Origin of the sequence: Hyphomonas sp. L-53-1-40 (assembly GCF_000682775.1) — a bacterium.
In the GTDB taxonomy this organism is placed as follows: Bacteria; Pseudomonadota; Alphaproteobacteria; order Caulobacterales; family Hyphomonadaceae; genus Hyphomonas.
Window position 1 is genome coordinate 306,533 of the sequence record NZ_AWFI01000012.1, and the last position, 19,958, is coordinate 326,490.

General features: G+C 57.5%; 18 protein-coding genes, 1 tRNA gene and 1 pseudogene. 10 read left to right on the forward strand and 10 right to left on the reverse strand.

Annotated elements, in window-relative coordinates; genetic code table 11:
* Position 1: 1 nt before the first annotated feature.
* The 3 genes and pseudogenes from acs to L53_RS07375 form a co-directional block, all read right to left on the reverse strand.
* A complete protein-coding gene (gene acs / locus L53_RS07365; protein ID WP_034814292.1) occupies positions 2-1,948 on the reverse strand; it encodes an acetate--CoA ligase in 1,947 nt (648 codons plus the stop codon).
* A gap of 337 nt (positions 1,949-2,285) precedes the next feature.
* Positions 2,286-4,035, reverse strand: a pseudogene (locus tag L53_RS07370) (sodium:solute symporter family protein).
* Positions 4,036-4,039: 4 nt separating this feature from the next.
* Positions 4,040-4,306, reverse strand: coding sequence for a DUF4212 domain-containing protein (locus L53_RS07375; RefSeq protein WP_084333215.1), 267 nt, complete (start codon positions 4,304-4,306; stop codon positions 4,040-4,042).
* 539 nt (positions 4,307-4,845) lie between these two features.
* On the opposite strand from L53_RS07375, the gene L53_RS07385 reads away from it, so the two are divergent.
* On the forward strand, positions 4,846-5,499 hold the full coding sequence (locus L53_RS07385; protein ID WP_034813754.1) for a 50S ribosomal protein L25/general stress protein Ctc: 654 nt from the start codon (positions 4,846-4,848) through the stop codon (positions 5,497-5,499).
* Between the two features lie 86 nt (positions 5,500-5,585).
* Positions 5,586-6,188 carry an aminoacyl-tRNA hydrolase gene (gene pth / locus L53_RS07390; protein ID WP_034813756.1) on the forward strand — a complete coding sequence of 201 codons (603 nt, stop codon included), beginning with the start codon at positions 5,586-5,588 and terminating at the stop codon, positions 6,186-6,188.
* A 9-nt stretch (positions 6,189-6,197) separates the two neighbouring features.
* Here pth and L53_RS07395 read toward each other — a convergent pair whose 3' ends face one another.
* Entirely contained in the window at positions 6,198-7,121 is a 924-nt protein-coding gene (locus tag L53_RS07395) for a Gfo/Idh/MocA family protein (RefSeq protein WP_034813757.1), read from the reverse strand.
* A gap of 167 nt (positions 7,122-7,288) precedes the next feature.
* Between L53_RS07395 and L53_RS07400 the strand changes: the two genes are divergently transcribed.
* The 3 genes from L53_RS07400 (at position 7,289) to L53_RS07410 (ending at position 9,592) form a co-directional block, all read left to right on the forward strand.
* Positions 7,289-8,311 carry an NADP-dependent oxidoreductase gene (locus L53_RS07400; RefSeq protein WP_034813759.1) on the forward strand — a complete coding sequence of 341 codons (1,023 nt, stop codon included), beginning with the start codon at positions 7,289-7,291 and terminating at the stop codon, positions 8,309-8,311.
* Positions 8,312-8,313: 2 nt separating this feature from the next.
* Entirely contained in the window at positions 8,314-9,225 is a 912-nt protein-coding gene (locus L53_RS07405; protein ID WP_034813762.1) for a hypothetical protein, read from the forward strand.
* 100 nt (positions 9,226-9,325) lie between these two features.
* Positions 9,326-9,592: an HU family DNA-binding protein gene (locus L53_RS07410; RefSeq protein WP_034813765.1), complete on the forward strand. Its 267-nt coding sequence runs from the start codon at positions 9,326-9,328 to the stop codon at positions 9,590-9,592.
* On the opposite strand, the gene L53_RS07415 is transcribed toward L53_RS07410, so the two are convergent.
* The gene (locus tag L53_RS07415; protein WP_084333217.1) at positions 9,561-10,994 is read right to left on the reverse strand and encodes an MATE family efflux transporter; all 1,434 of its coding nucleotides are present in this window, start codon (positions 10,992-10,994) and stop codon (positions 9,561-9,563) included. The two genes, L53_RS07410 and L53_RS07415, sit on opposite strands and share 32 nt — an antisense overlap.
* Before the next feature lie 12 nt (positions 10,995-11,006).
* Positions 11,007-12,383 carry a class II 3-deoxy-7-phosphoheptulonate synthase gene (locus L53_RS07420; RefSeq protein ID WP_034814298.1) on the reverse strand — a complete coding sequence of 459 codons (1,377 nt, stop codon included), beginning with the start codon at positions 12,381-12,383 and terminating at the stop codon, positions 11,007-11,009.
* A 153-nt stretch (positions 12,384-12,536) separates the two neighbouring features.
* On the opposite strand from L53_RS07420, the gene L53_RS07425 reads away from it, so the two are divergent.
* Positions 12,537-13,835: an AAA family ATPase gene (locus tag L53_RS07425; RefSeq protein ID WP_034813768.1), complete on the forward strand. Its 1,299-nt coding sequence runs from the start codon at positions 12,537-12,539 to the stop codon at positions 13,833-13,835.
* 24 nt (positions 13,836-13,859) lie between these two features.
* On the opposite strand, the gene gor is transcribed toward L53_RS07425, so the two are convergent.
* The 3 genes from gor to glmU are packed head-to-tail and all read right to left on the reverse strand — an operon-like array spanning position 13,860 to position 17,389.
* Positions 13,860-15,260, reverse strand: a complete 1,401-nt coding sequence (gene gor / locus L53_RS07430; RefSeq protein WP_034813771.1) for a glutathione-disulfide reductase — start codon at positions 15,258-15,260, stop codon at positions 13,860-13,862.
* 50 nt (positions 15,261-15,310) lie between these two features.
* Positions 15,311-16,012 carry a ribose-5-phosphate isomerase RpiA gene (gene rpiA, locus L53_RS07435; protein WP_034813773.1) on the reverse strand — a complete coding sequence of 234 codons (702 nt, stop codon included), beginning with the start codon at positions 16,010-16,012 and terminating at the stop codon, positions 15,311-15,313.
* 6 nt (positions 16,013-16,018) lie between these two features.
* Complete coding sequence (gene glmU / locus L53_RS07440; protein WP_034813775.1) at positions 16,019-17,389, reverse strand: bifunctional UDP-N-acetylglucosamine diphosphorylase/glucosamine-1-phosphate N-acetyltransferase GlmU; 1,371 nt, start codon at positions 17,387-17,389, stop codon at positions 16,019-16,021.
* Between the two features lie 85 nt (positions 17,390-17,474).
* Between glmU and L53_RS07445 the strand changes: the two genes are divergently transcribed.
* Positions 17,475-18,155, forward strand: a complete 681-nt coding sequence (locus L53_RS07445) for an HAD family hydrolase (protein WP_034813777.1) — start codon at positions 17,475-17,477, stop codon at positions 18,153-18,155.
* Here L53_RS07445 and L53_RS07450 read toward each other — a convergent pair.
* Complete coding sequence (locus L53_RS07450; RefSeq protein ID WP_034813781.1) at positions 18,152-18,400, reverse strand: hypothetical protein; 249 nt, start codon at positions 18,398-18,400, stop codon at positions 18,152-18,154. The genes L53_RS07445 and L53_RS07450 overlap by 4 nt on opposite strands.
* A gap of 473 nt (positions 18,401-18,873) precedes the next feature.
* On the opposite strand from L53_RS07450, the gene L53_RS07455 reads away from it, so the two are divergent.
* From L53_RS07455 to L53_RS16980, 3 genes are all read left to right on the forward strand, one after another.
* Positions 18,874-18,948, forward strand: a tRNA-Val gene (locus L53_RS07455).
* Between the two features lie 94 nt (positions 18,949-19,042).
* Positions 19,043-19,780: a lysophospholipid acyltransferase family protein gene (locus tag L53_RS07460; RefSeq protein ID WP_051607698.1), complete on the forward strand. Its 738-nt coding sequence runs from the start codon at positions 19,043-19,045 to the stop codon at positions 19,778-19,780.
* Positions 19,777-19,950 (forward strand): hypothetical protein, encoded by a 174-nt coding sequence (locus L53_RS16980; protein ID WP_156947849.1) that lies wholly within the window; start codon positions 19,777-19,779, stop codon positions 19,948-19,950. Before L53_RS07460 ends, L53_RS16980 begins: the two co-directional genes overlap by 4 nt.
* Positions 19,951-19,958: the final 8 nt, after the last annotated feature.

Genomic DNA, 19,958 nt, shown 5'->3' on the forward strand with positions numbered 1-19,958 from the left:
GTTACCGGTTCTTTCGGTTATCGATCAGGTCATCAACAACTTCCGGTTCTGCCAATGTCGACGTGTCGCCAAGGTTTGAATACTCGTTCTCGGCAATCTTGCGCAGGATACGACGCATTATCTTGCCAGACCGTGTCTTGGGCAGACCGGGCGCGATCTGGATAAGGTCAGGGCTCGCAATCGGACCGATTTCCTGGCGCACATGCTGGATCAAATTCTTGACCAGCGCATCATCCACTTCGACGCCCTGACGCAATGTGACATAGGCATAGATGCCCTGCCCCTTCACATCATGTGGATAGCCAACCACAGCGGCCTCTGCCACCGCATCATGACTGACCAGTGCGCTTTCGACTTCGGCGGTACCCATGCGATGGCCAGAGACATTGATCACGTCATCAACGCGGCCGGTGATCCAGTAGAAGCCATCCTCGTCGCGGCGGCAGCCATCGCCGGTAAAGTACGTGCCGGGATAGGCCGTAAAATACGTGTCGATGAATCGCTGATGATCGCCGTAGACCGTTCTCATTTGTCCCGGCCAACTATCCGTGATCAGCAGATTGCCATCGGCCGCGCCTTCCAATTCGTTACCGTCCGCGTCCACCAGCACTGGCTTCACGCCAAAGAAAGGATGGCTGCCAGCGCCAGGTTTCATATCGGTCGTGCCCGGCAACGGAACAATCATGGTGCCGCCTGTCTCGGTCTGCCACCATGTGTCAACAATCGGACACCGCGCTTCGCCTACGACGTGGAAATACCATTCCCATGCTTCCGGATTGATCGGCTCACCAACTGTTCCCAGCAAACGGATCGACTTGCGCGATGTCTTGTTTACCGGCGCTTCGCCCTCGCGCATCAGTGCGCGAATAGCGGTTGGCGCGGTGTAGAAGATGGTAACGTTCTGCTCGTCGCAAACCTGCCAGAAACGCGAAGCATCCGGATAGGTCGGCACGCCTTCAAAGACGAGGCTTGTTGCGCCATTTGCCAGAGGTCCGTATACGATATATGTATGCCCGGTTACCCAACCAACATCTGCCGAACACCAGAACACATCATCTTCTTTGAGATCGAAGACATACTCATGCGTCATTGACGCCCAGACAAGATAACCGCCAGTCGTATGCATCACGCCTTTCGGCTGCCCCGTCGAGCCAGATGTGTAGAGGATGAAAAGAGGGTCTTCGGCATTCATCGGTTCGGGCGGACAATCGGCGGAAACGCCTTCAGCCGCCTCGTGCAGCCAATAGTCCCGCCCCTCCTCCATGTTGACCTCAGCGCCTGTGCGCTTCACGACCAACATCTTCTCAACCATACCTCCGGCAATCTCGGCGGCCTTGTCGGCGTTTACTTTCAACGGCACACGGCGACCACCCCGCACGCCTTCATCGGCTGTGATCAGGAATTTGGACTCGCAGTCGGTAATTCGCCCTGACAACGCTTCGGGGCTGAATCCCCCAAACACGATGGAATGTACTGCGCCAATTCGCGTGCACGCCAGCATGGCATACGTGGCTTCGAGGATCATCGGCATGTAGATCGTGACGCGATCGCCCTTTTTTACACCCATCTTCTTCAGCACGTTTGCGAACTTGCAGACCGCAGCGTGCAACTGACGATAGGTCATCTTGTGGGTGTTGCCCGGCTCGTCGCCTTCCCAGATCAACGCGACCTTGTCGCCACGCGTTTCCAAGTGGCGGTCAAGGCAGTTCGCCGACACGTTGAGGACACCATCAGAATACCATTTCACATGCAGGTCGCCCGTCTCCCACGATACATCCTTTACAACCGTGTATGGCTTGATCCAGTCGAGCCGCTTGCCGTGCTCCCCCCAGAAAGCTTCCGGGTCTGAAATCGAGGCGGCATACATCTCTCGATATTTTTCCGGGCTCAGGTTCGCCTTTGCTGCGAACTCCGCCGGCACTGGATAGGTTTTCGCTGCGTCGCTCATGAATGGCTCTCCGTCTGGAATGTTTTCTGTTCTCGCCTCAGAATGCATACTTTGCCGAGAAGGTGAACCGCTTGATCGGCCCATCTGCGTCTTGAATGCCATGCAGCAATCCCGTCCCCAACGTCACGTGGGTGCAACCTCCCACGGATTGGCGCCAAAAACGGCCAGATAACCCGGATTGTCGATAAGCAGTGCCGAATAGCGACCGGGTTAAACCTGATCTCATCCGAATCGTCCAGATTGGCGCAACTGAGTAGACCAATTTGTCTCTGCGACATCGACCTGAAAACGAAAATGGGTGGCCCTCTTCAGCGGGCCACCCAGCAGTTTGACTAGACTACTCCGCCGACATGGGCGCCATGCCTTCGTCTGCAATACCGTGAGATTTCCGGGTGCCCGGTACGCGAATATCCTCGACCAAATCTTGGATATCCTGGGGCGGTGGTGCCGTCATGAGGGCCACCACGACACCCACGGCCATCGACACGAACATGAACAGGAAACCTATACCTTCCGGCGACACGCCAAACCACCAGTCTTCGGGGTCGGTGTTCACAAACTTGAAGTAGTAGATATAGCTGAACGTCGAGATCAGACCGGTCAACATCGAAGCGATGGCTCCTTCCCGGTTCATCCGCTTCCAGAATATGCCCAGAACGATCACAGGGAATAGCGACGCTGCAGCAAGGCCAAAGGCAAAGGCAACCACCTGCGCCACGAAGCCAAGCTTGGCGGTGTTCATGCCCATGATACCGGCCAGCACTACCGCCCCGGCGGCAGCGCCGCGCGCAGTCAGCAGCTCCTGCTGGTCGGTCATGTCCTTGAAGAAGGTCCGTCGACAGAGGTCATGACTGACTGAAGATGAGATCACCATCAACAATCCCGCCGCGGTAGACAGAGCGGCGGCGAGCCCAGGCCGGCAGATTTGCAATTGATGGATTGGCCATCACGAAGATGTCCCGATCAAGTTTGGTCACCTCATTGTCGTTGCCTGCCCGGTACTGCACGATACCATCACCATTCTTGTCCGTGATGCCCAATAGCCCGGTCTTTTCCCAGTTCTTGAACCATTCGGGAATTGGCTTGCCGCCGTCTGCGACAATGGCCGCCGCCGCGGCATCATAATCCGCATCGCTCGCAACATAGGTCGACTCATTCACCGTATCGATGAAGTTGAGCCGCGCGAAGGACGCAACTGCTGGCGCCGTCGTATAGAGCAGCGCTATGAAAACCAGCGCCCATCCGGCCGACACTCTGGCGGCGCCCGCGCTCGACACAGTGAAGAAGCGAATGATCACATGCGGCAACCCTGCCGTACCAAACATCAGCGCCCCAGTAATGGCGAAGATGTCGATCATCGATTTGTTGGATTGGGTGTATTCGAGAAAGCCCAGATCCTGCACCACCGTGTTCAACTTTTCGAGCATGGCCACATCCTCCCCCTTGACGTTCGAAATGAAGCCAAGCTGGGGAATGGGGTTTCCGGTGATGATCAGTGAAATGAAGACTGCCGGCACGGTGTAGGCAAATATCAGCACGCAATATTGTGCAACCTGCGTATAAGTAATGCCCTTCATTCCGCCGAGCACCGCGTAGACAAAGACAATACCCATCCCGACCATGATTCCGGTGTTGAACTCGACGCCAAGGAAGCCTGAAAACGCCACGCCGACACCCTTCATCTGCCCGGCAATATATGTGAAGGATACGAACAAGGCACAGATCACAGCGATCAGACGCGCCGCTGTCGAGTAATACCGGTCTCCCACAAAATCAGGCACGGTGAACTTTCCGAACTCACGCAGGAAGGGCGCCAATAGCAGGGCAAGCAATACATAGCCGCCGGTCCACCCCATCAGATAAACTGAGCCGCCATAGCCTAGAAACGCGATCAGGCCTGCCATGGAGAGGAATGAGGCCGCTGACATCCAGTCTGCCGCCGTCGCCATTCCGTTCACCATCGGATGAACATCGTGGCCAGCGACATAGAAATCATCGGTGGATGAAGCCCGCGCCCACAAGGCTATCGCGATGTAGGTGCCGAATGTGCCAACCACCCAAAAATAGGTCCAGAATTCTTCTCCCATCGCCTCAGACCTCCAGCCCGTACTTCTTCTCCAACCGAGCCATGGCGCGGCAGTAGTAGAAGATCAGTCCGACGAAGACGTAGATTGATCCATTCTGCGCAAACCAGAATCCCAGCGGGGCTCCGCCGATCGACAGATTATCCAGCAGGTCCCGAAACAGGATGCCCGCCCCATATGACACCGCAAACCAGATGGCGAGCAGAGCGAGGGTGAGCCGAAGGACTTCGCGCCAATACCCCTTGCCATCAATTTTCGTGTGAGTTTCCGACACGTGTTTCCTCCCATGACATTTTTGTCTTTGCGCCGTTCCGCAGTCTTGAAGCTGCCGGAAGCGGGAGGATTATGAAACCGGAATTTTGGCCTTGCAGTCTAATTGACTCAATTTCGGTGTCGCGGACCTTCCGGCTATTGCGCGCATGGCGCCATTCAGCAATGCCACCCATGATGAGCCACCCTGACAGGATCAACCCACCCAGAAGATAGGCGTCACGAACACCAAGCCCCGGTTCCAGGATCGCGAATGCGGCCCGGAACGCGAAAACCACTCCCATCAGGATGCCGAGAGAGATCATGATATGGTGCTTCATGTTGGTGAAAATCGCTGTCTGTTGGCCCACAATGATCTTAAGCGCCTGCCATGAGGTCGCAAGGCACAACTCTGGTCTGACACGCCCTGTCCCTGATGCCTTGCCAGCCCGCGCCTGATCGCATATACGCGCGCCTTCAGAAACGGCGGCGCAAGGCCGTTCGTGTCAGCTTCTTACCTCATCCCAAGATGGAGAGGCGGAGTCGAGGGCGAAAGGAAACCCCATGTCGAAATCCAAGATTAGTTTCAATGTCGAACTGCGTGAGCGCGTAGGCACCGGCGGATCCCGCGCAGCACGTCGTGAAGGCCTCGTGCCCGGCGTTCTTTATGGTGGTGGTGAAGACCCCGTCGCGATCTCCCTGAAGCGCAACGAAGTGCTCAAGGCCATCGAAACCGGTCACTTTCTGTCGTCGACTGCAACACTCGTTCACAGGGGCGAGAAGCAGATGGTGATCCCACAGGCGATCCAGATGCACCCGGTCTCCGATCAGCCCATGCACGTCGATCTGTTCCGCGTCAGCCGCGATCAGAAGATCAAGGTCGAAGTCCAGGTTCACTTCATCGGCGAAGAAGTTTCCCCTGGCCTCAAGAAGGGCGGCACGCTCAACGTGGTGCGTCACACGGTCGAACTTCTGGTTCCAGCCGGCAACATTCCGGAATCCCTGGAAGCAGACGTTTCCGAGTTGGAAGTCGGCGACAATGTGAAAATCTCCGACATCAAGTTGCCGGGCGATGCAGAGCCAACCATCACCGACCGCGACTTCACGATCGCCACGATCGCTGGCCGTACGGCAACCACCGAAACCACGACGGAAGAAGGTGAAGAGGCCGAAGGCGAAGAGCCAGCAGCCGAAGCTGACGCAGAGTCGGAAGACTGATCGGTACATTATGGTCTCGTGTGTCCAGCCTTTTGGGGCTGGGCACACAGCCAAACCCTGCTAATTCGGAAGAGGGAGGCCAAGTCGTGCTCATTCTTTCCGGTCAGGGTAATCCAGGCGAAAAATATGCGAAGAACCGGCACAATGCCGGTTTTCTTGTCTTGGACGAGATCCACGCCGCCCATGGATTCCAACCCTGGCGCTCCAAATTCGAAAGCGAGATTGCAGAGGGCTTTATCGGCCTCGGCCGCATCAAGACCCTGCTGGTGAAGCCGCAGACTTTCTACAATGAAACCGGGCGTGCGCTCTCCAAAGTGGCTCAGTTCTACAAGCTCTCCCCCGAAGATATTGTTGTCCTGCATGACGAGATCGACCTCGCGCCTGGCCGCGTCCGCCTGAAACAGGGCGGCGGTCATTCCGGCAATAATGGCGTTCGCTCGATGATTGCCCACCTCGGCGAGAACGTGCGCCGCGTACGAATTGGTGTCGGCCACCCCGGCGACAAGTCGCGGGTCATGCCTTACGTGCTGTCCGATTTCTCAAAAGCCGATCATGACTGGTTCGATCCGCTGGTCAGGGCGATTTCCGACGCGCTGCCTTTCCTCGCCGACGGCAATGATGAACGCTTCCAAACCGAAGTGATGCGTCTTGCCCCAGCGCCAAAGCACGATCCCAAACAGAACCGATAGCGCCGTCGGTTAGCCGTCGAGTTTGGCCAGTACCGACTTTTCAGCGGCTTCTGCCATGGCAACAGCGCCGACCGTACCATGCGCGGGAACAGGGCTGCGCCCCAAACCAAGACAGGCTGCGTAGAAACCCTCATCAGCGGCTCCCAGAGGGTCCGGCAGATCCGCAGCGATCTCTACCCTCACATCATATGGCGTCGTATTGACCAGTTGCCGTGTCAGGAAGTCGATGGAGATCTCGCCCGACGGATAGACAACGTGCATGGAACGCTGGCGCGCCTCCACTGCCCGGCTGGCCATCAGACGCGCCACGCCACCGCTCGCATAGGTGAACTGGGCGTTTGCTTCGTCGATATGGTCAGAATGAACCCGTTTGCCACTCGCCATGACACCGGTGAACTCATTCCCCATCATCATCGCAGCAAGGTCCAAATCGTGGATCATTAGATCCCAGATGACCGAGACATCGCCTGCACGATTGTCTGGCGCCGGCGGTCCGGCGCGGACGGATTCGATCAGCAGGGGTGTCTCTTCGATCGCCAGCACGCCCATTGCCCGCGCAACAAACCGCTCCTGATGCCCCACCTGCAGGATACGGCCGCGGGCCGCAGCCTCATCAGCGAGATCACGCGCAGCCTTGCCGGTCAGCGCCAGCGGTTTCTCGACGAGCACATGGCAGTGCGCCTCAATGGCCTGCCGCGCCAGCTTTTCGTGCCAGATAGCCGGAACCGCAATGACGATTGCATCGCACGCGTCCAGAAATGCTTCGTAATTGTCAAAACCCTTGGCGCCGAACTGGCTGGCGATCCGCGTCGCGCGCTCAAGATCGATGTCGTAAACACCGACAAGCTCAGTTCGGGCAGACGCAGCGGCCTTCTGGGCGTGATAGTTTCCAAAAACTCCGGCGCCCGCGACGCCGACTTTTAGTGTGGTCATAACAGATTAGCCCTCTTCCCACCTAAAGACACTGCATCGCGAAGAGCTGCAAGTCTTGGCCTCAGGCCGCGCTAACACAGAGAATTACAGAATCTTTCCGTCGCCCCCTTCACACGTCCGGTATGCCGGTCCACTTACGCCTTTACATAACAGAGGAAGGAAACATCATGACCGCACTCACATCCACCGAATGGTCCCTTGCTGCCCGCCCGGTCGGCATGCCGAAACTGTCGGATTTCCAGATGAAGACCATCGACATCGCCCCGCCCGGCGCTGGCGAAATCCAGGTCAAGAACGAGTGGATGTCGGTCGACCCCTATATGCGCGGCCGCATGCAGGACCGCGAAAGCTATGTTCCTCCGTTCCAGATCGGTGAAACCATGCAAGGTGGCGCTGTGGGCCGCGTGACGGTTTCCAACCACCCAGACTACAAGGAAGGCGATCTCGTCTCCTCCATGGCAGGCTGGCGCACGGCGTGGGTTGGCAAGCCCGAAATGGCCATGGCTCAGAAGCTTCCCGAAGTCGGCCTGCCGGAAAGCGCGTTTCTTGGCGTCGCAGGCATGCCGGGCCTGACGGCCTATGCAGGTCTGCTGCGGGTTGCCGAACTGAAAGAAGGCGACACGGTCTTCGTGTCCGGTGCAGCCGGTGCGGTCGGCTCAACCGTGGTCCAGATTGCCAAGATCAAAGGCTGCACTGTGATTGGTTCGGCGGGCGGCAAAGAGAAATGCGACGTCGTCAAATCGCTCGGCGCGGATCATGTCATCGACTACAAGGCCGCTGGCGGCTTCGACGGACTTGTCAAAGCGCTGCGCGAAGCAGCTCCCAAAGGCATTGATGTCTATTTCGACAATGTCGGCGGCAATCACCTGACCGCTGCTATTGAAGTTGCCAGGCCAATGGCGCGTTTCGCCGAATGCGGCATGATTGCGCAATACAATGAGACCGGCCAACCAACCGGCCCGCACAATGTTATTCAGATCGTCGGCAAACAGCTGAAGATCCAAGGCTTCATTGTATCTACGCACGCCGATATGCAGCCCGACTTTTTCCAGGACATGGCAAAGTGGATTCCGTCTGGTCAGATGAAATACGAAGAGACCGTCAAAGAGGGTATCGAAAAGGCACCCGAAGCATTCATCGGCCTGTTTGAAGGCGCCAATACCGGCAAGATGCTGGTCAAGCTGGGGTAGTTATGTCGCGTCTGTTTGATGCCTATATCATGGTGGACTGGAGTGCCGCGTCCAAACCTGTGACGGGCAAGAACTCCATCTGGATCGGGATTCTCGCAAAGGATGCCCGGCTCAAGCTGCAGTACCAGTCCGTCAACATCGATACGCGCCTCAAGGCGCGGACTTTCCTTGATGGCATCATCGCAAAGCTGACAGGGCGCGGAGACCGCGTCCTGATCGGTTTTGACTTCTCGCTGGGCTATCCGGCAGGCACCGCGGCTGCATTGGGCCTCGACACATCGACCAAGGCACCTTGGCAGGCCATGCATGCGCACCTGGCATCCAAGATGAAGGACAAGGCCGACAATTCCAATCCGCGCTACGCAATTGCGGCCGGCATGAACTATGCGATCACGAAGGGGCCTTTCCCTTTCTGGGGGGCTCCCGCACGCGATGTGGTCTCGACACTCTCCGACAAGAAGCCGGAATTCAGCGGTCAAATCCTGTCTGAGTACCGTATCGTGGAAACCCATCTGAGAGACTCAAAGCGTGGACAGCCGAAATCGGTCTGGCAGTTGGCTTATACGGGTAGCGTGGGCAGCCAGTCGCTGACCGGAATTCCCCATGTGCACGCGCTCAGGCAGTCACTACCCTCCTCACGCATCTGGCCATTCGAATTCGAGGATGGCGAGATGACCGAGGAGACGCTTGAAGGCATTCAGGTCGTTATTGCCGAAGTCTACCCGTCACTCATTCCCTCAAAGCCTGAAAAGGGGGAAACGCCAGATGCTGCACAAGTCCGCCAGATCGCCCATTACTATTCGGAAATGGACGAAAAAGGCCGGTTGAATGGGCGAATTTCCACAAATAGTTCTCTTGACGAGGGAAAAATATCGCAAATTCAGTCAGAAGAGGGCTGGATTCTCGGCGCATAGCCCGTCTTTATTGGGCTTTCGTCATATTCACGCCTTACGAATCGTGGGTATGTCGCTGCAACGGCGGGGGATCGCCGTTTAACATTAGAGGAGAACCCCTATGAATAAGGGCGAACTTACAAAAGCTGTCGCAGGTGAATCCGGTCTGTCGCAAAGCGACGCTGGCAAGGCTGTAGACGCTGTTTTCGACGCAATTGCTGGTGCCGTGAAAGACCGTCAGCAAGTGGCGATCGCAGGCTTCGGCACATTCTCGGCCAAAACCCGGAATGCTCGCACGGGCCGCAACCCAGCCACCGGCGAAGAAATCAAGATCCCGGAAAAGACATCGGCTGCTTTCAAGCCGGCTTCGGCTCTGAAAGACCTCTAGGGTTCCTCAGGACTGATAGGTCCTGACCATGGAATTCAAGCGGCGCGTCGGCTCGGCTGGCGCGCCTTTGCAGTATCCCAGCCGTAAACACGCCGACAAACACCCCCTCCATCATGCCGCGTGCACCCCGGCCTTCGACAATGCCGAGCCAGTAGCAGGCTGGCAGCATCACCAGGAAGAACGAGCCGATATGGATAAGGCTTGGCGACCAGACGATCTCCTGCGCCCTGAGCGCGAATGAGGCTGTCGCCTGCAGCCCGTCAAAAACCGTTACAAATGACACCATCACGAGCAGGGCAGCGATGCCGGATGCGAGATGAACACCATTGATCACGGCATCATCCTTCACGAGGAAGCCGGCCAACGAATTATTGAAAACGATCAGAATCACACCAAGCGCCACCCCCATCACAAGTGTGGCTGCCACGCCAAGACGCCCTGCATCCCGCATCTCCGTCAGGTTTCGTCGGCCATAGGCCTCCGCCACGCGGACGCTGGTGGCGGTCGCAATGCCCAGATAGAACATGAAGCAAAGCCCCATGATCTGAATTGCATAGCCATAGACAGAGTTGGCAGCGAGGCTGATCCATGTCGCGATCACATAGGTCAGGTTAAACCCACCCCACTCGGCAACATTGCTGATGGCGGTGCCCGTGCCGACCGACAGCTGCCGTTTGGCCTCGTTTTCGGGACTGGTTGGTGACTTTCTGAATGCGGGAGTCAGCAAGATCACGGCAACGAGCAACAAGATCGTGATCAATAGGCGAGAGCCTGTGGTCGCCCACGCCACACCTGCGGCACCCATGGGCTCGAACCCCCAAAATCCGCCGACCAATGCGAGGTCAATGATCACGTTGAGTAATACACCGAAATACATCACGGCCGAGACCAGCAAGGGCCGGCGCAGCGCTTCCAGATAGTAGCCGCAAACCGTGGAGATCATGAAGCCTACCATCCCGTAGGACAGGATGCGGGTTACGCCCGCCACGGATTCAGCGACCGTATGAGGGTCGACCGATGCCGCAACCTCGGTCGGGGGAGCAATATCGACAAAGAGCCATGTGAACAGCGCGCTGGCCGAAAAATAGACGACCGCCATCAATAGGATGCCAAGCCAGACGCTGGTCCACAGGCCGCGCCGGAAGATGCGGCCGCTTTCCTTCTCACGTCCAATACCGAGCAGTTCAGAGGTCAGTACCTGCACCCCCAACAGGATGCCAAGTCCCAGCCCGAGCGACACGCCCATCGGCAACCACGAGTTCAGAATATATGGCAGCTCACCGGGCGCATATTGCCCAAGCACAATCGCATCGGTCACAGCCATCAGCATTTGCGACATGCGCGTAAAGGCTATCGGTACCGATAGCCGCAACAGGTCTGCAATGTCGGCTGGGCTGCGCATGGAACTGTCTTTCTATCCCGCTTTGAGCTTGGCGGCGCCGGAGGCCCCGACGGACTGCAGCTTCTCTGCGATCATGAAGGCCAGTTCAAGGGCTTGTTCGCCATTCAGGCGAGGATCGCAGTGAGTGTGGTATCGGGATGACAGATCTTCTTCCGAGATCGCCTGAGCGCCGCCGATGCATTCGGTCACGTCCTGGCCGGTCATTTCGAAATGCACGCCCCCCGGATAGCAGCCTTCCGACGACAGCACGTCCACGAACTGGCGCACTTCCGACAGGATGCGATCTACCGGACGCGTCTTGAAGCCACTATCGGTCTTCAACGTGTTTCCGTGCATCGGATCACATGACCAGACCACGGTCCGGCCACTTTTCTTCACGGCGCGCGCTAATGGCGGCAGGCCTTGCGCCACACCATCCGACCCGAAGCGGGAGATCAAAGTGATCCGGCCCGGCTCGTCATTCGGATTCAGCGTCTCGATCAGGCGCAGCAGCTCGTCCGTTTCCAATCCGGGTCCACATTTGATGCCGATCGGATTCCGCACGCCCTTGCAGAAATTGACATGAGCGTGGTCGATCTGGCGCGTACGATGGCCGATCCACAGCATATGAGCTGACGTATCGTACCATTCGCCGGACGTGGAATCGATGCGCGTCATCGCTTCTTCGTAGCCGAGCAGGAGTGCTTCATGACTGGTGTAGAATTCGACCTGAGACATTTGCGGGACGCTGTCGGCCGTGACGCCACACGCTTTCATGAAGTCCAGTGACTTCGAAATCTGGTCCGCCAACTGCTCGTACCGCTCGCCCTGCGGGCTACGATCAACAAAGCCGAGCATCCACCGGTGGACGTTGGCGAGGTTTGCATAGCCACCCTGGCTGAAGGCGCGCAGCAGGTTCAGCGTGGCTGCTGACTGCGAATAGGCCTGTGTCAGACGCTCGGGATCCGGAATGCGGCTCTCGGTCGTGAAATCCATGCCATTGATATTGTCACCGCGATAAGAAGGCAGCGTCACCCCATCAATTGTCTCGATGGGCGACGAGCGCGGCTTGCCGAACTGGCCTGCAATTCGGCCAACTTTCACCACGGGCTTCGATGCTGCAAAGGTCAGCACGACGGCCATCTGCAGGATCACGCGGAACGTGTCGCGAATATTGTCGGGATGGAACTCCTTGAAGCTCTCGGCGCAATCGCCGCCCTGCAGTAAAAATGCCTCTCCGGCCGCCACTTCGCCAAGGCGCTGCTTCAATCGACGAGCCTCCCCAGCAAAGACCAGCGGCGGAAAGCTTTTCAGCTTCTCCTCGACTGCAGCAAGCGCGGCAGAATCCGGATAGTCTTCCGGAATGTGCTTTGCTGGCAGTTGGCGCCAATCTGAGGGGGTCCAGGTCATCTCGGTTACTCCAATTATGAGCCGCATTAATCACATGGCAGGCACTCGCTCAAGTTTCACTATAATTTCACAGCAGATTGGTGGAGGAATCATGATTTGGCCTTTTAGTAATTGCATAGGCCTGTTGTCGCTCGGAGAACCTCTAATCTAGTCATGTCGCACGTCTATATCAGCCACTCCGCCAAGGATTTCGATGCGCTTCTGGAGTTGCACGAAGCCCTCCGCACGGCGGCCATTCCCGACTGGTATGTGCCGAACGACGGAGCCTCCCGCGACATGGCAAACCAGTCGATTGACGACGCATTTGCCATGATTGTTCTTGTGTCGGCATCCTCCGTCCGGTCCAAGGCCGTGCGCCAGGATGTCGAACGTGCCAAGGCACGCGGCCTCAAACTGATCCCGTATCAGATCGACAAAGCCCGCCTGAACGGCTTCTTCAAGCATGAAGTCCTGCCGCACCTTCGCCTGTCATCGACCACTCCAGACGGCATGAAGCAACTCGTGAACGAGACGCGGCAAGCCTATAAGAGTAAGTGCCCCGTGCTGGCGGTGATGAACTTGAAGGGCGGCGTCGGTAAGACGACCATATCCAGCCAGGTCTTCGGCGCATGGCAAGGCGCGCTGGGTGGGCGCATCCTGCTGGTCGATCTTGACCCGCAATACAATCTTACCCAGACCTTTTTTGAAATGGATGTTGCAGACGCCAGTGCTGCCGCCGACAAATCGGTTATCTCCCTGTTCGAGAAGTCGCGCCTGCATGCACGGGATGCGACCAGTCCGGCCGAATCCTGGCTCACCCTCTCCACCGATCCGTTCGCGCCAGTCCCGAAAGAAAAACTCATCCACGAATTGATGGGCGAAGGCAGCCCGGGCGGGCGGCTCGACCTGATCTCCGGCCAGTTCGAAATATCAAAGTACGCCTTCGCGTCAGACCCGGCATCTCTCGCACTGATCAAGGAACACTTCCTGCAGTCCATTGAGCGCTATCGCAGCGATTATGATCTGATCGTGTTCGACACCAATCCCAACGCCACCTTCCTGACGCGATGCGCATTAGAGGCAGCCGACCGCGTGCTCGCCCCCATGCATGCCGACATCTACTCCCTGCGCGGTGTGCGCCTGCTGAACCAGGTCATCCGAGAACAGATTGCGCCCGAACACCGCCCGGACCTATCTGTGCTGTTCAATGCGGTTGGCCGATCGGAGCAATCCACCTTTGAAGCTGATGCTCGCAACGGCGCATACAATTCCAAAGCAGGCTTTGACCTGGCTGGGTCCTTGCTAAGGGCAGCATTGCCCCGATCTGGTCATTTACAGGTCAAAGCTCCACGTGAAGGCGAGCCCGCCTGGAAGCAATTGGTCATTCATTCCGGCCGCGGCGGCGGCCTGAAGCCCATCCGGGAGAGCCTCAAGACCGTCGCGCTGGAACTGAAATTGCTCGTTGAAGCCTGATCCGGACCACCGGTCCTGATCTGGTTAAAGCTCCTGTACGTCCGGCACCCACTTCTGACGCATCGTTACCAGTTCTTCTGCCGTAGACGGGTGCAGCGCACAGGTACGGTCAAAGTCAGGCTTGGTTGCGCCCATCTTCACCGCGATGCCAGCAATCTGGATCATTTCCGCGGCATCGTCACCGACAATATGGACTCCAAGCACGCGCTCATCTGACGCGCGGACGACCAGTTTCATCATAACCCGTACCGGGTCTCCGTTCAGCGCATTCTTCATCGGCTTGAACTTGGTCTTGTAGATGTCGATTTCGCCGAACTCCCTGCGAGCATCCGCCTCGGTCATTCCAACCGTGCCGACTTCTGGCTGAGTGAATACGGCTGTCGGAATGTCGCTGTGATCAAAATGCCAAGGCTTGTCGTAGAACTCTGTCTCCGCAAATGCGTGGCCCTCGCGGATAGCCACAGGCGTCAACGCGACACGGTCGGTCACATCACCGACAGCCCATACCGTATCGACATTGGTCTTCGACCACTCATTGACCGGAATGGCGCCGTTCTGGTTTACTTCGACCCCGGCATTTTCGCAGCCTAGGCCCTCCGTATTCGGACGGCGTCCAACACCCATCATGATGACGTCGCAGTCGAGCGCATGACCATTGGTCATGGTCAGGTGCAAGGGCAGGTCTGCCCCCTCCCGCTTCTCGATTTTCTCGAACACGGTCCCGGTAATGACTTGCACGCCAGCTTCCTTCAGACCCTCATGCACCTCGGTGCGCACATCAGCATCGAAACCGCGCAGCACTTCCTCACCACGATAGACCAGGCAGGTCGGCACGCCGAGACCGGCAAACACGTGCGCGAACTCTACCGCGATGTATCCGCCCCCTGCGATAACCAGGTGCTTCGGCAATTCTTCCAGATGGAAAATCTCGTCAGAGGTAATTGTATGTTCGACGCCCGGCAGCTCTTCCGGAGATGGTCGCCATGGACGCCCGCCAACGGCCACCAGAATTTTCTTCGCCGTCACGGTCTTTCCGCTGTTTTTCAGGCGCAGAGTATTCTTGTCCACAAATTCGGCCCGGTCTTCGAAAATCTCGACGCCAGCATTTTTCAGATTGCGGAAATAGATGCCGGACAAGCGGTCGACTTCGGCATGCATTGCTGTTGCGAATACTGAATGATCGTAGCTGACCTCCCCCGTAGACCAGCCATAGCCAGCCGCCTTCTTGATGTCTTTGCCGTACTTGCTGGCGTAAACCATGAACTTCTTCGGTACGCAGCCGCGGATGACGCATGTGCCGCCCATGCGATACTCTTCCGCCAGTCCGACCTTGGCACCAGATAACGCCGCCAGCCGCGCCGCACGGACACCGCCCGACCCTCCGCCAATTACGAATAGGTCAAAGTCATGTGTCGCATCGGTCATGGGAGGGTCCTTGAATCTTTACAGGTTTCGACCACCCATATGAGGCGGGATCAGGAGAATTCAAACACCGTAGCGCCATTCTCATTGCCGATGATGACAGTTCGCGCGAGGCCGATGAACAGGCCATGCTCTACAACGCCCGGCACATTGGATAATCGCGCAGCCAGCGCTTCAGCGTCAGGGATGCGCTCGCAATGGCAGTCCAGGATATGGTTTCCGCCATCAGTGACCACGAGTTCACCATTGGTCAGCGACCGCAGTTGTACGCGTGGGCGGTCAATACCGGAAGCCGCCAACACGTCGTAGACAAGCTTCGCCGTGATTGTGTATCCGAACGGTGTAACTTCCACTGGCAGAGGAAACTTTCCGAGCCGTTCGACCTGTTTTGACGGGTCCGCAATCACCACCATGTGATCGCTGGCATTGGCGATAATCTTCTCGCGCAGCAAAGCGGCGCCGCCGCCCTTGATCAATTGCCCCTGCGGATCGACCTCATCCGCGCCATCTACAGTCAGATGAATGCGCTCAACCTGTTCGAAGGGGATCAACGGAACACCAAGGCTGCTGGCAAGACGGCGCGTCTGTTCGCTTGTCTCGATACACCGTACCACAAGTCCGTCAGCCACTTCCTCGGCCAACATCTCAACGAAATACTTCGCCGTCGAACCGGTGCCGAGGCCGATGGTCATGCCGTCCTCGACATATTCCATCGCCGCCATCGCGGCATTCTCTTTCTCGTGCTCGTTCGCCATCAGCCTTCAGCCCTTTTGCTTGTCTGCCTTTTCCGATGCCTTCCGGCTCCGGAATTCAATCGCCCAATCCTTGATTTCCGTCTGGCGGGCGCGCCCCAATGCCAGGGCATCCGCAGCAACATCGTCAGTAACGACACTGCCAGAGCCAACGACTGCTCCGCGCCCAATCCTGACCGGTGCCACCAGAGCGCTGTTGGAGCCGATAAACGCGCCATCTTCAATGCGGACCTGATACTTCAGGAAGCCATCATAATTGCAGAAGATTGTGCCGGCGCCGATGTTCACATCCGCACCGACCTGTCCATCACCCAGATAGGAAAGATGACTCGCCTTGGCCCCTTCTCCCATCGTCGTATTCTTCACCTCGACGAAGTTTCCGATGAAGGCGTCTTTCTCGAGCACGGTACCGGGGCGAAGCCGGGCATAGGGACCGACGGAACAGCCCGGCCCGACCTGCGCACCTTCCAGATGGCTGAAGGCCCGGATCACCGCACCAGACCGCACGGTCACACCGGGCCCGAACACAACATTCGGCTCCACAGTCACATCGGCCTCAAGCAAAGTATCGTGGGAAAACCAGACCGTTTCCGGGGCAATCAGAGATACCCCATCCGCCATGGCTTGCATGCGGCGGCGATTTTGGAAAATGGATTCCGCATCGGCAAGGTCAGCCTTGGAATCACACCCGATCAGATCGTCCTCATCGCAGCGCACGGCCTTGCAGGTCATGTCCTCGGCCCGCGCCAATGCGACAAGATCAGTCAGATAGTATTCGCCCTTGGCATTGTCGTTCGTCACCTTCTGCAAAAGGCTGAACATGGTGACCGCATCGCCCGCCATGACGCCGGAATTGCAGAGCGTTACATCCAGTTGCTCGGGGGTCGCCTCACGCGCTTCGACGATTGCTTCGAGGTCTCCATGACCGGAGGTGATGAGGCGGCCATACAGACCGGGCTCGGCCGCATCAAAGCCCAGCACCCCAATCGCCGCGCCGTCGCTCAGACTGTCGAACAGGCTCCCGATCGCAGAGGCCGGCACGAGCGGGCTGTCGCCATACAGGACAACAAGGTCGCCTTCGAAACCCGCAAGCGCTTCCTCGGCGCACCGCACAGCATGACCCGTTCCCATAGGCGGATCCTGATAGGCAAGAGAGTCGGCTCCCAGCAACCCGCCAACATGATCGATCAGAATCGTTTGTGATGGGTGTGCAACAACAACGATCCGGTCGCATCCGACGTCTCTGGCAAGCGCTATTGACCAGTCGATCATCGGCCTGCCAGCCACCTTGTGCATCACCTTGGGCAGATCGGACTTCATCCGCGTGCCCTTGCCAGCCGCAAGAATGACCGCTGCACGTTCTCTGGCCGGTTTTTCCACAGGTTCTGCCCTCTCGCTTTCCCTAGTCCTTTCGCCTAGACCAAAGGCCGATTCAAGGCGAGACCGAAAAGGAATTGCGGCGCATATGTCAAAACCCTTCGACGGATGGACAATTGTCTTCGACCTGGATGGTACGCTTGTGAACACGGCGCCCGATCTGCTGGAAGCGCTGAACCATGTGCTGACCAATGCCGATCTCACGCCGGTCACTTTGGACACAATCGCCACGATGATCGGTCACGGTGCCCGCGCGATGATCGTAAAAGGCCTGCTGGCGCACGGCATCACGCCGTCCGATTCGGACCTGGATGTCTTTCTTGAGCAGTTTCTGGACTATTACGCCGCACACATTTCAGACCACTCGCATGCCTTTGATGGCGTAGTGGAAGCGATGACCACCCTGTCTGCCGGTGGCGCAATTTTGGCCGTCTGCACGAACAAGAAACAGGCCCTTACCGACCAGCTGCTGGCAGAACTGGACCTGACCCGTTACTTCGCCGCGATTGTGGGCGCAGACAGCGTACCCAGCCGGAAACCGGATGGAGACCATATACTGCGCACTATCGAGGCCGCCGGCGGTTCGCCCGAGCGCGCTCTGATGATCGGAGACTCCCGCACAGATGAAAGGGCAGCCCGGAATGCCGGACTGCCCTTCATTTTCGTCCCGTTCGGGTACGAAGAGGAAACACCACAACAGCTGAAACCTGACATCGTGCTGGAGCACTATTCCAGGTTGGTCTCAGTTGTGGATGGATTTGTCAGCTAAGCCGAAAGTTCACGCTGTTCGCGTGGGCGGTAGCTGGGACGGGCAGAGCCCGTTTCGTTTGCAATACGGCGACGCGGCATGCCGTTCACCATATTGCTGCGTACATCAGTGCGTGCAGACCGCATAGCCGGAACAAAGCCAGCATCGATCAGGTCGACATCAACTTCATAGCCACGCTCTGCCCAATAGGCACTAATTTTCTCGCGAAGGCGCTTTGCGCCGTCTTCGTCACACCAGTCTTTCATTTTTCTCTCTCTCCAGGCTGTACTGTTATTGGGGCCTTAGGCCCCCGCCTGTCCTTCTTATATGATCATGCAGTCCGTTCGTCGGGCTGTCTTGTGTGACCGGAACATGACCATTTTTTGTGGTTTTCTCAAGGCTAATTTCGAATGAAACTAGTGTAAGGTTCTCCGATGAACATCCGTTCATAATGAACGCCTGTTCATATTCATGTTATCGCAAACAGAAATCTGCTCACAATCAGAAAAAATCTAAAGAACTACCAAATCCTTGTAACCAGATCATGGTACAGCGACGCATTTCTACCCTTAGCGCGAGAAGTCGTCCCCCCAAGGGTGCATGCGCAAACGATTGTAATGCATGCGAGGAATGTGTTTATGCATATCTATAATCAGTCATTTTACGCGACTCAGCGCCAGCAGACATCCGGACTTGACCTCGACTCAGGCGCAGATTACGCCATCTGCTTTGCTGAATTGGGTGATTAGCTCAGTGGTAGAGCACTGCCTTCACACGGCAGGGGTCAGTGGTTCGAACCCACTATCGCCCACCATTCGCCCCGTTGCGCCCTGCCTCAACCTGTCATTCACTTATCCCGCGCATCTAATTCATGGTGAGCGCGCCGAAGCGCAGTATAAGGCGGTGCGATGAAATCCCTGTTCCGATCCAAGGTTATGACCTCCATACTCGGCGTTTTGATTTGGGGCTGGATGTCCCTGATTGCGCGTTCGGTCCGGTGGAAGGTCGAAGGGGAAGAGTCAGCGCGCAGCTTGTGGACCAACTATAACGGCGTCGTCCTTACGGGCTGGCACTCTCGTATTCTCCTCCTGCCCAGTGGCTGGATCCGCAACATGAAGCATTGGCCCGGCCAGATACAGAACGGCGCGATGTTGGTTTCATTGTCCCCCGATGGGGAGGCCGTCACCCGCGCGATCGCCCATCTTGGGCTTCACCCCATTCGGGGCTCAGCCGGGAACAAGAAAAAGGCGAAGAAGGACAAGGGTGGCATCCGCGCGATTGCCGAAGCAGTCCGTTTGCTCAAATCGGGTACTGTGGTCTGTATCACGCCCGATGGCCCCCGCGGTCCGGCGGAAATCGTCAGCCCCGGTGCGGTCATGATTGCCCAGCGCGCGGGCGTGCCAATACTGCCCTACGCGCTCTCGGTAAAACCGGCCTCGCGCCTGTCGACCTGGGACCGCCTGATTATTCCCTATCCGTTCGCACGAGGTGCCATTGTATATGGCGAACCAATCCTCGTATCACGCGACAGCGATCCTCAGCAGATTCAGGCCGAATTGCAGAAACGGCTTGATGAGGCGACCCGGAGAGCCGACATGCTGGCGGGCTATCCTGCTGAGACGCAATCGGATTCAGACAAGACATGACAGCCGCGATCCATCTTTACCGGACCCTGACGCAGGCCGCATCGCCCTTTTTGGGCGGCGTAATGAAACGCCGCGCCCGCGCCGGCAAGGAAGACTATGGCCGCATAAACGAGCGGCTCGCCCGCAATATGCCCCACGCTCGTCTGGCTACACGGCGCCAGCGTCGGTGAGAGCCAAC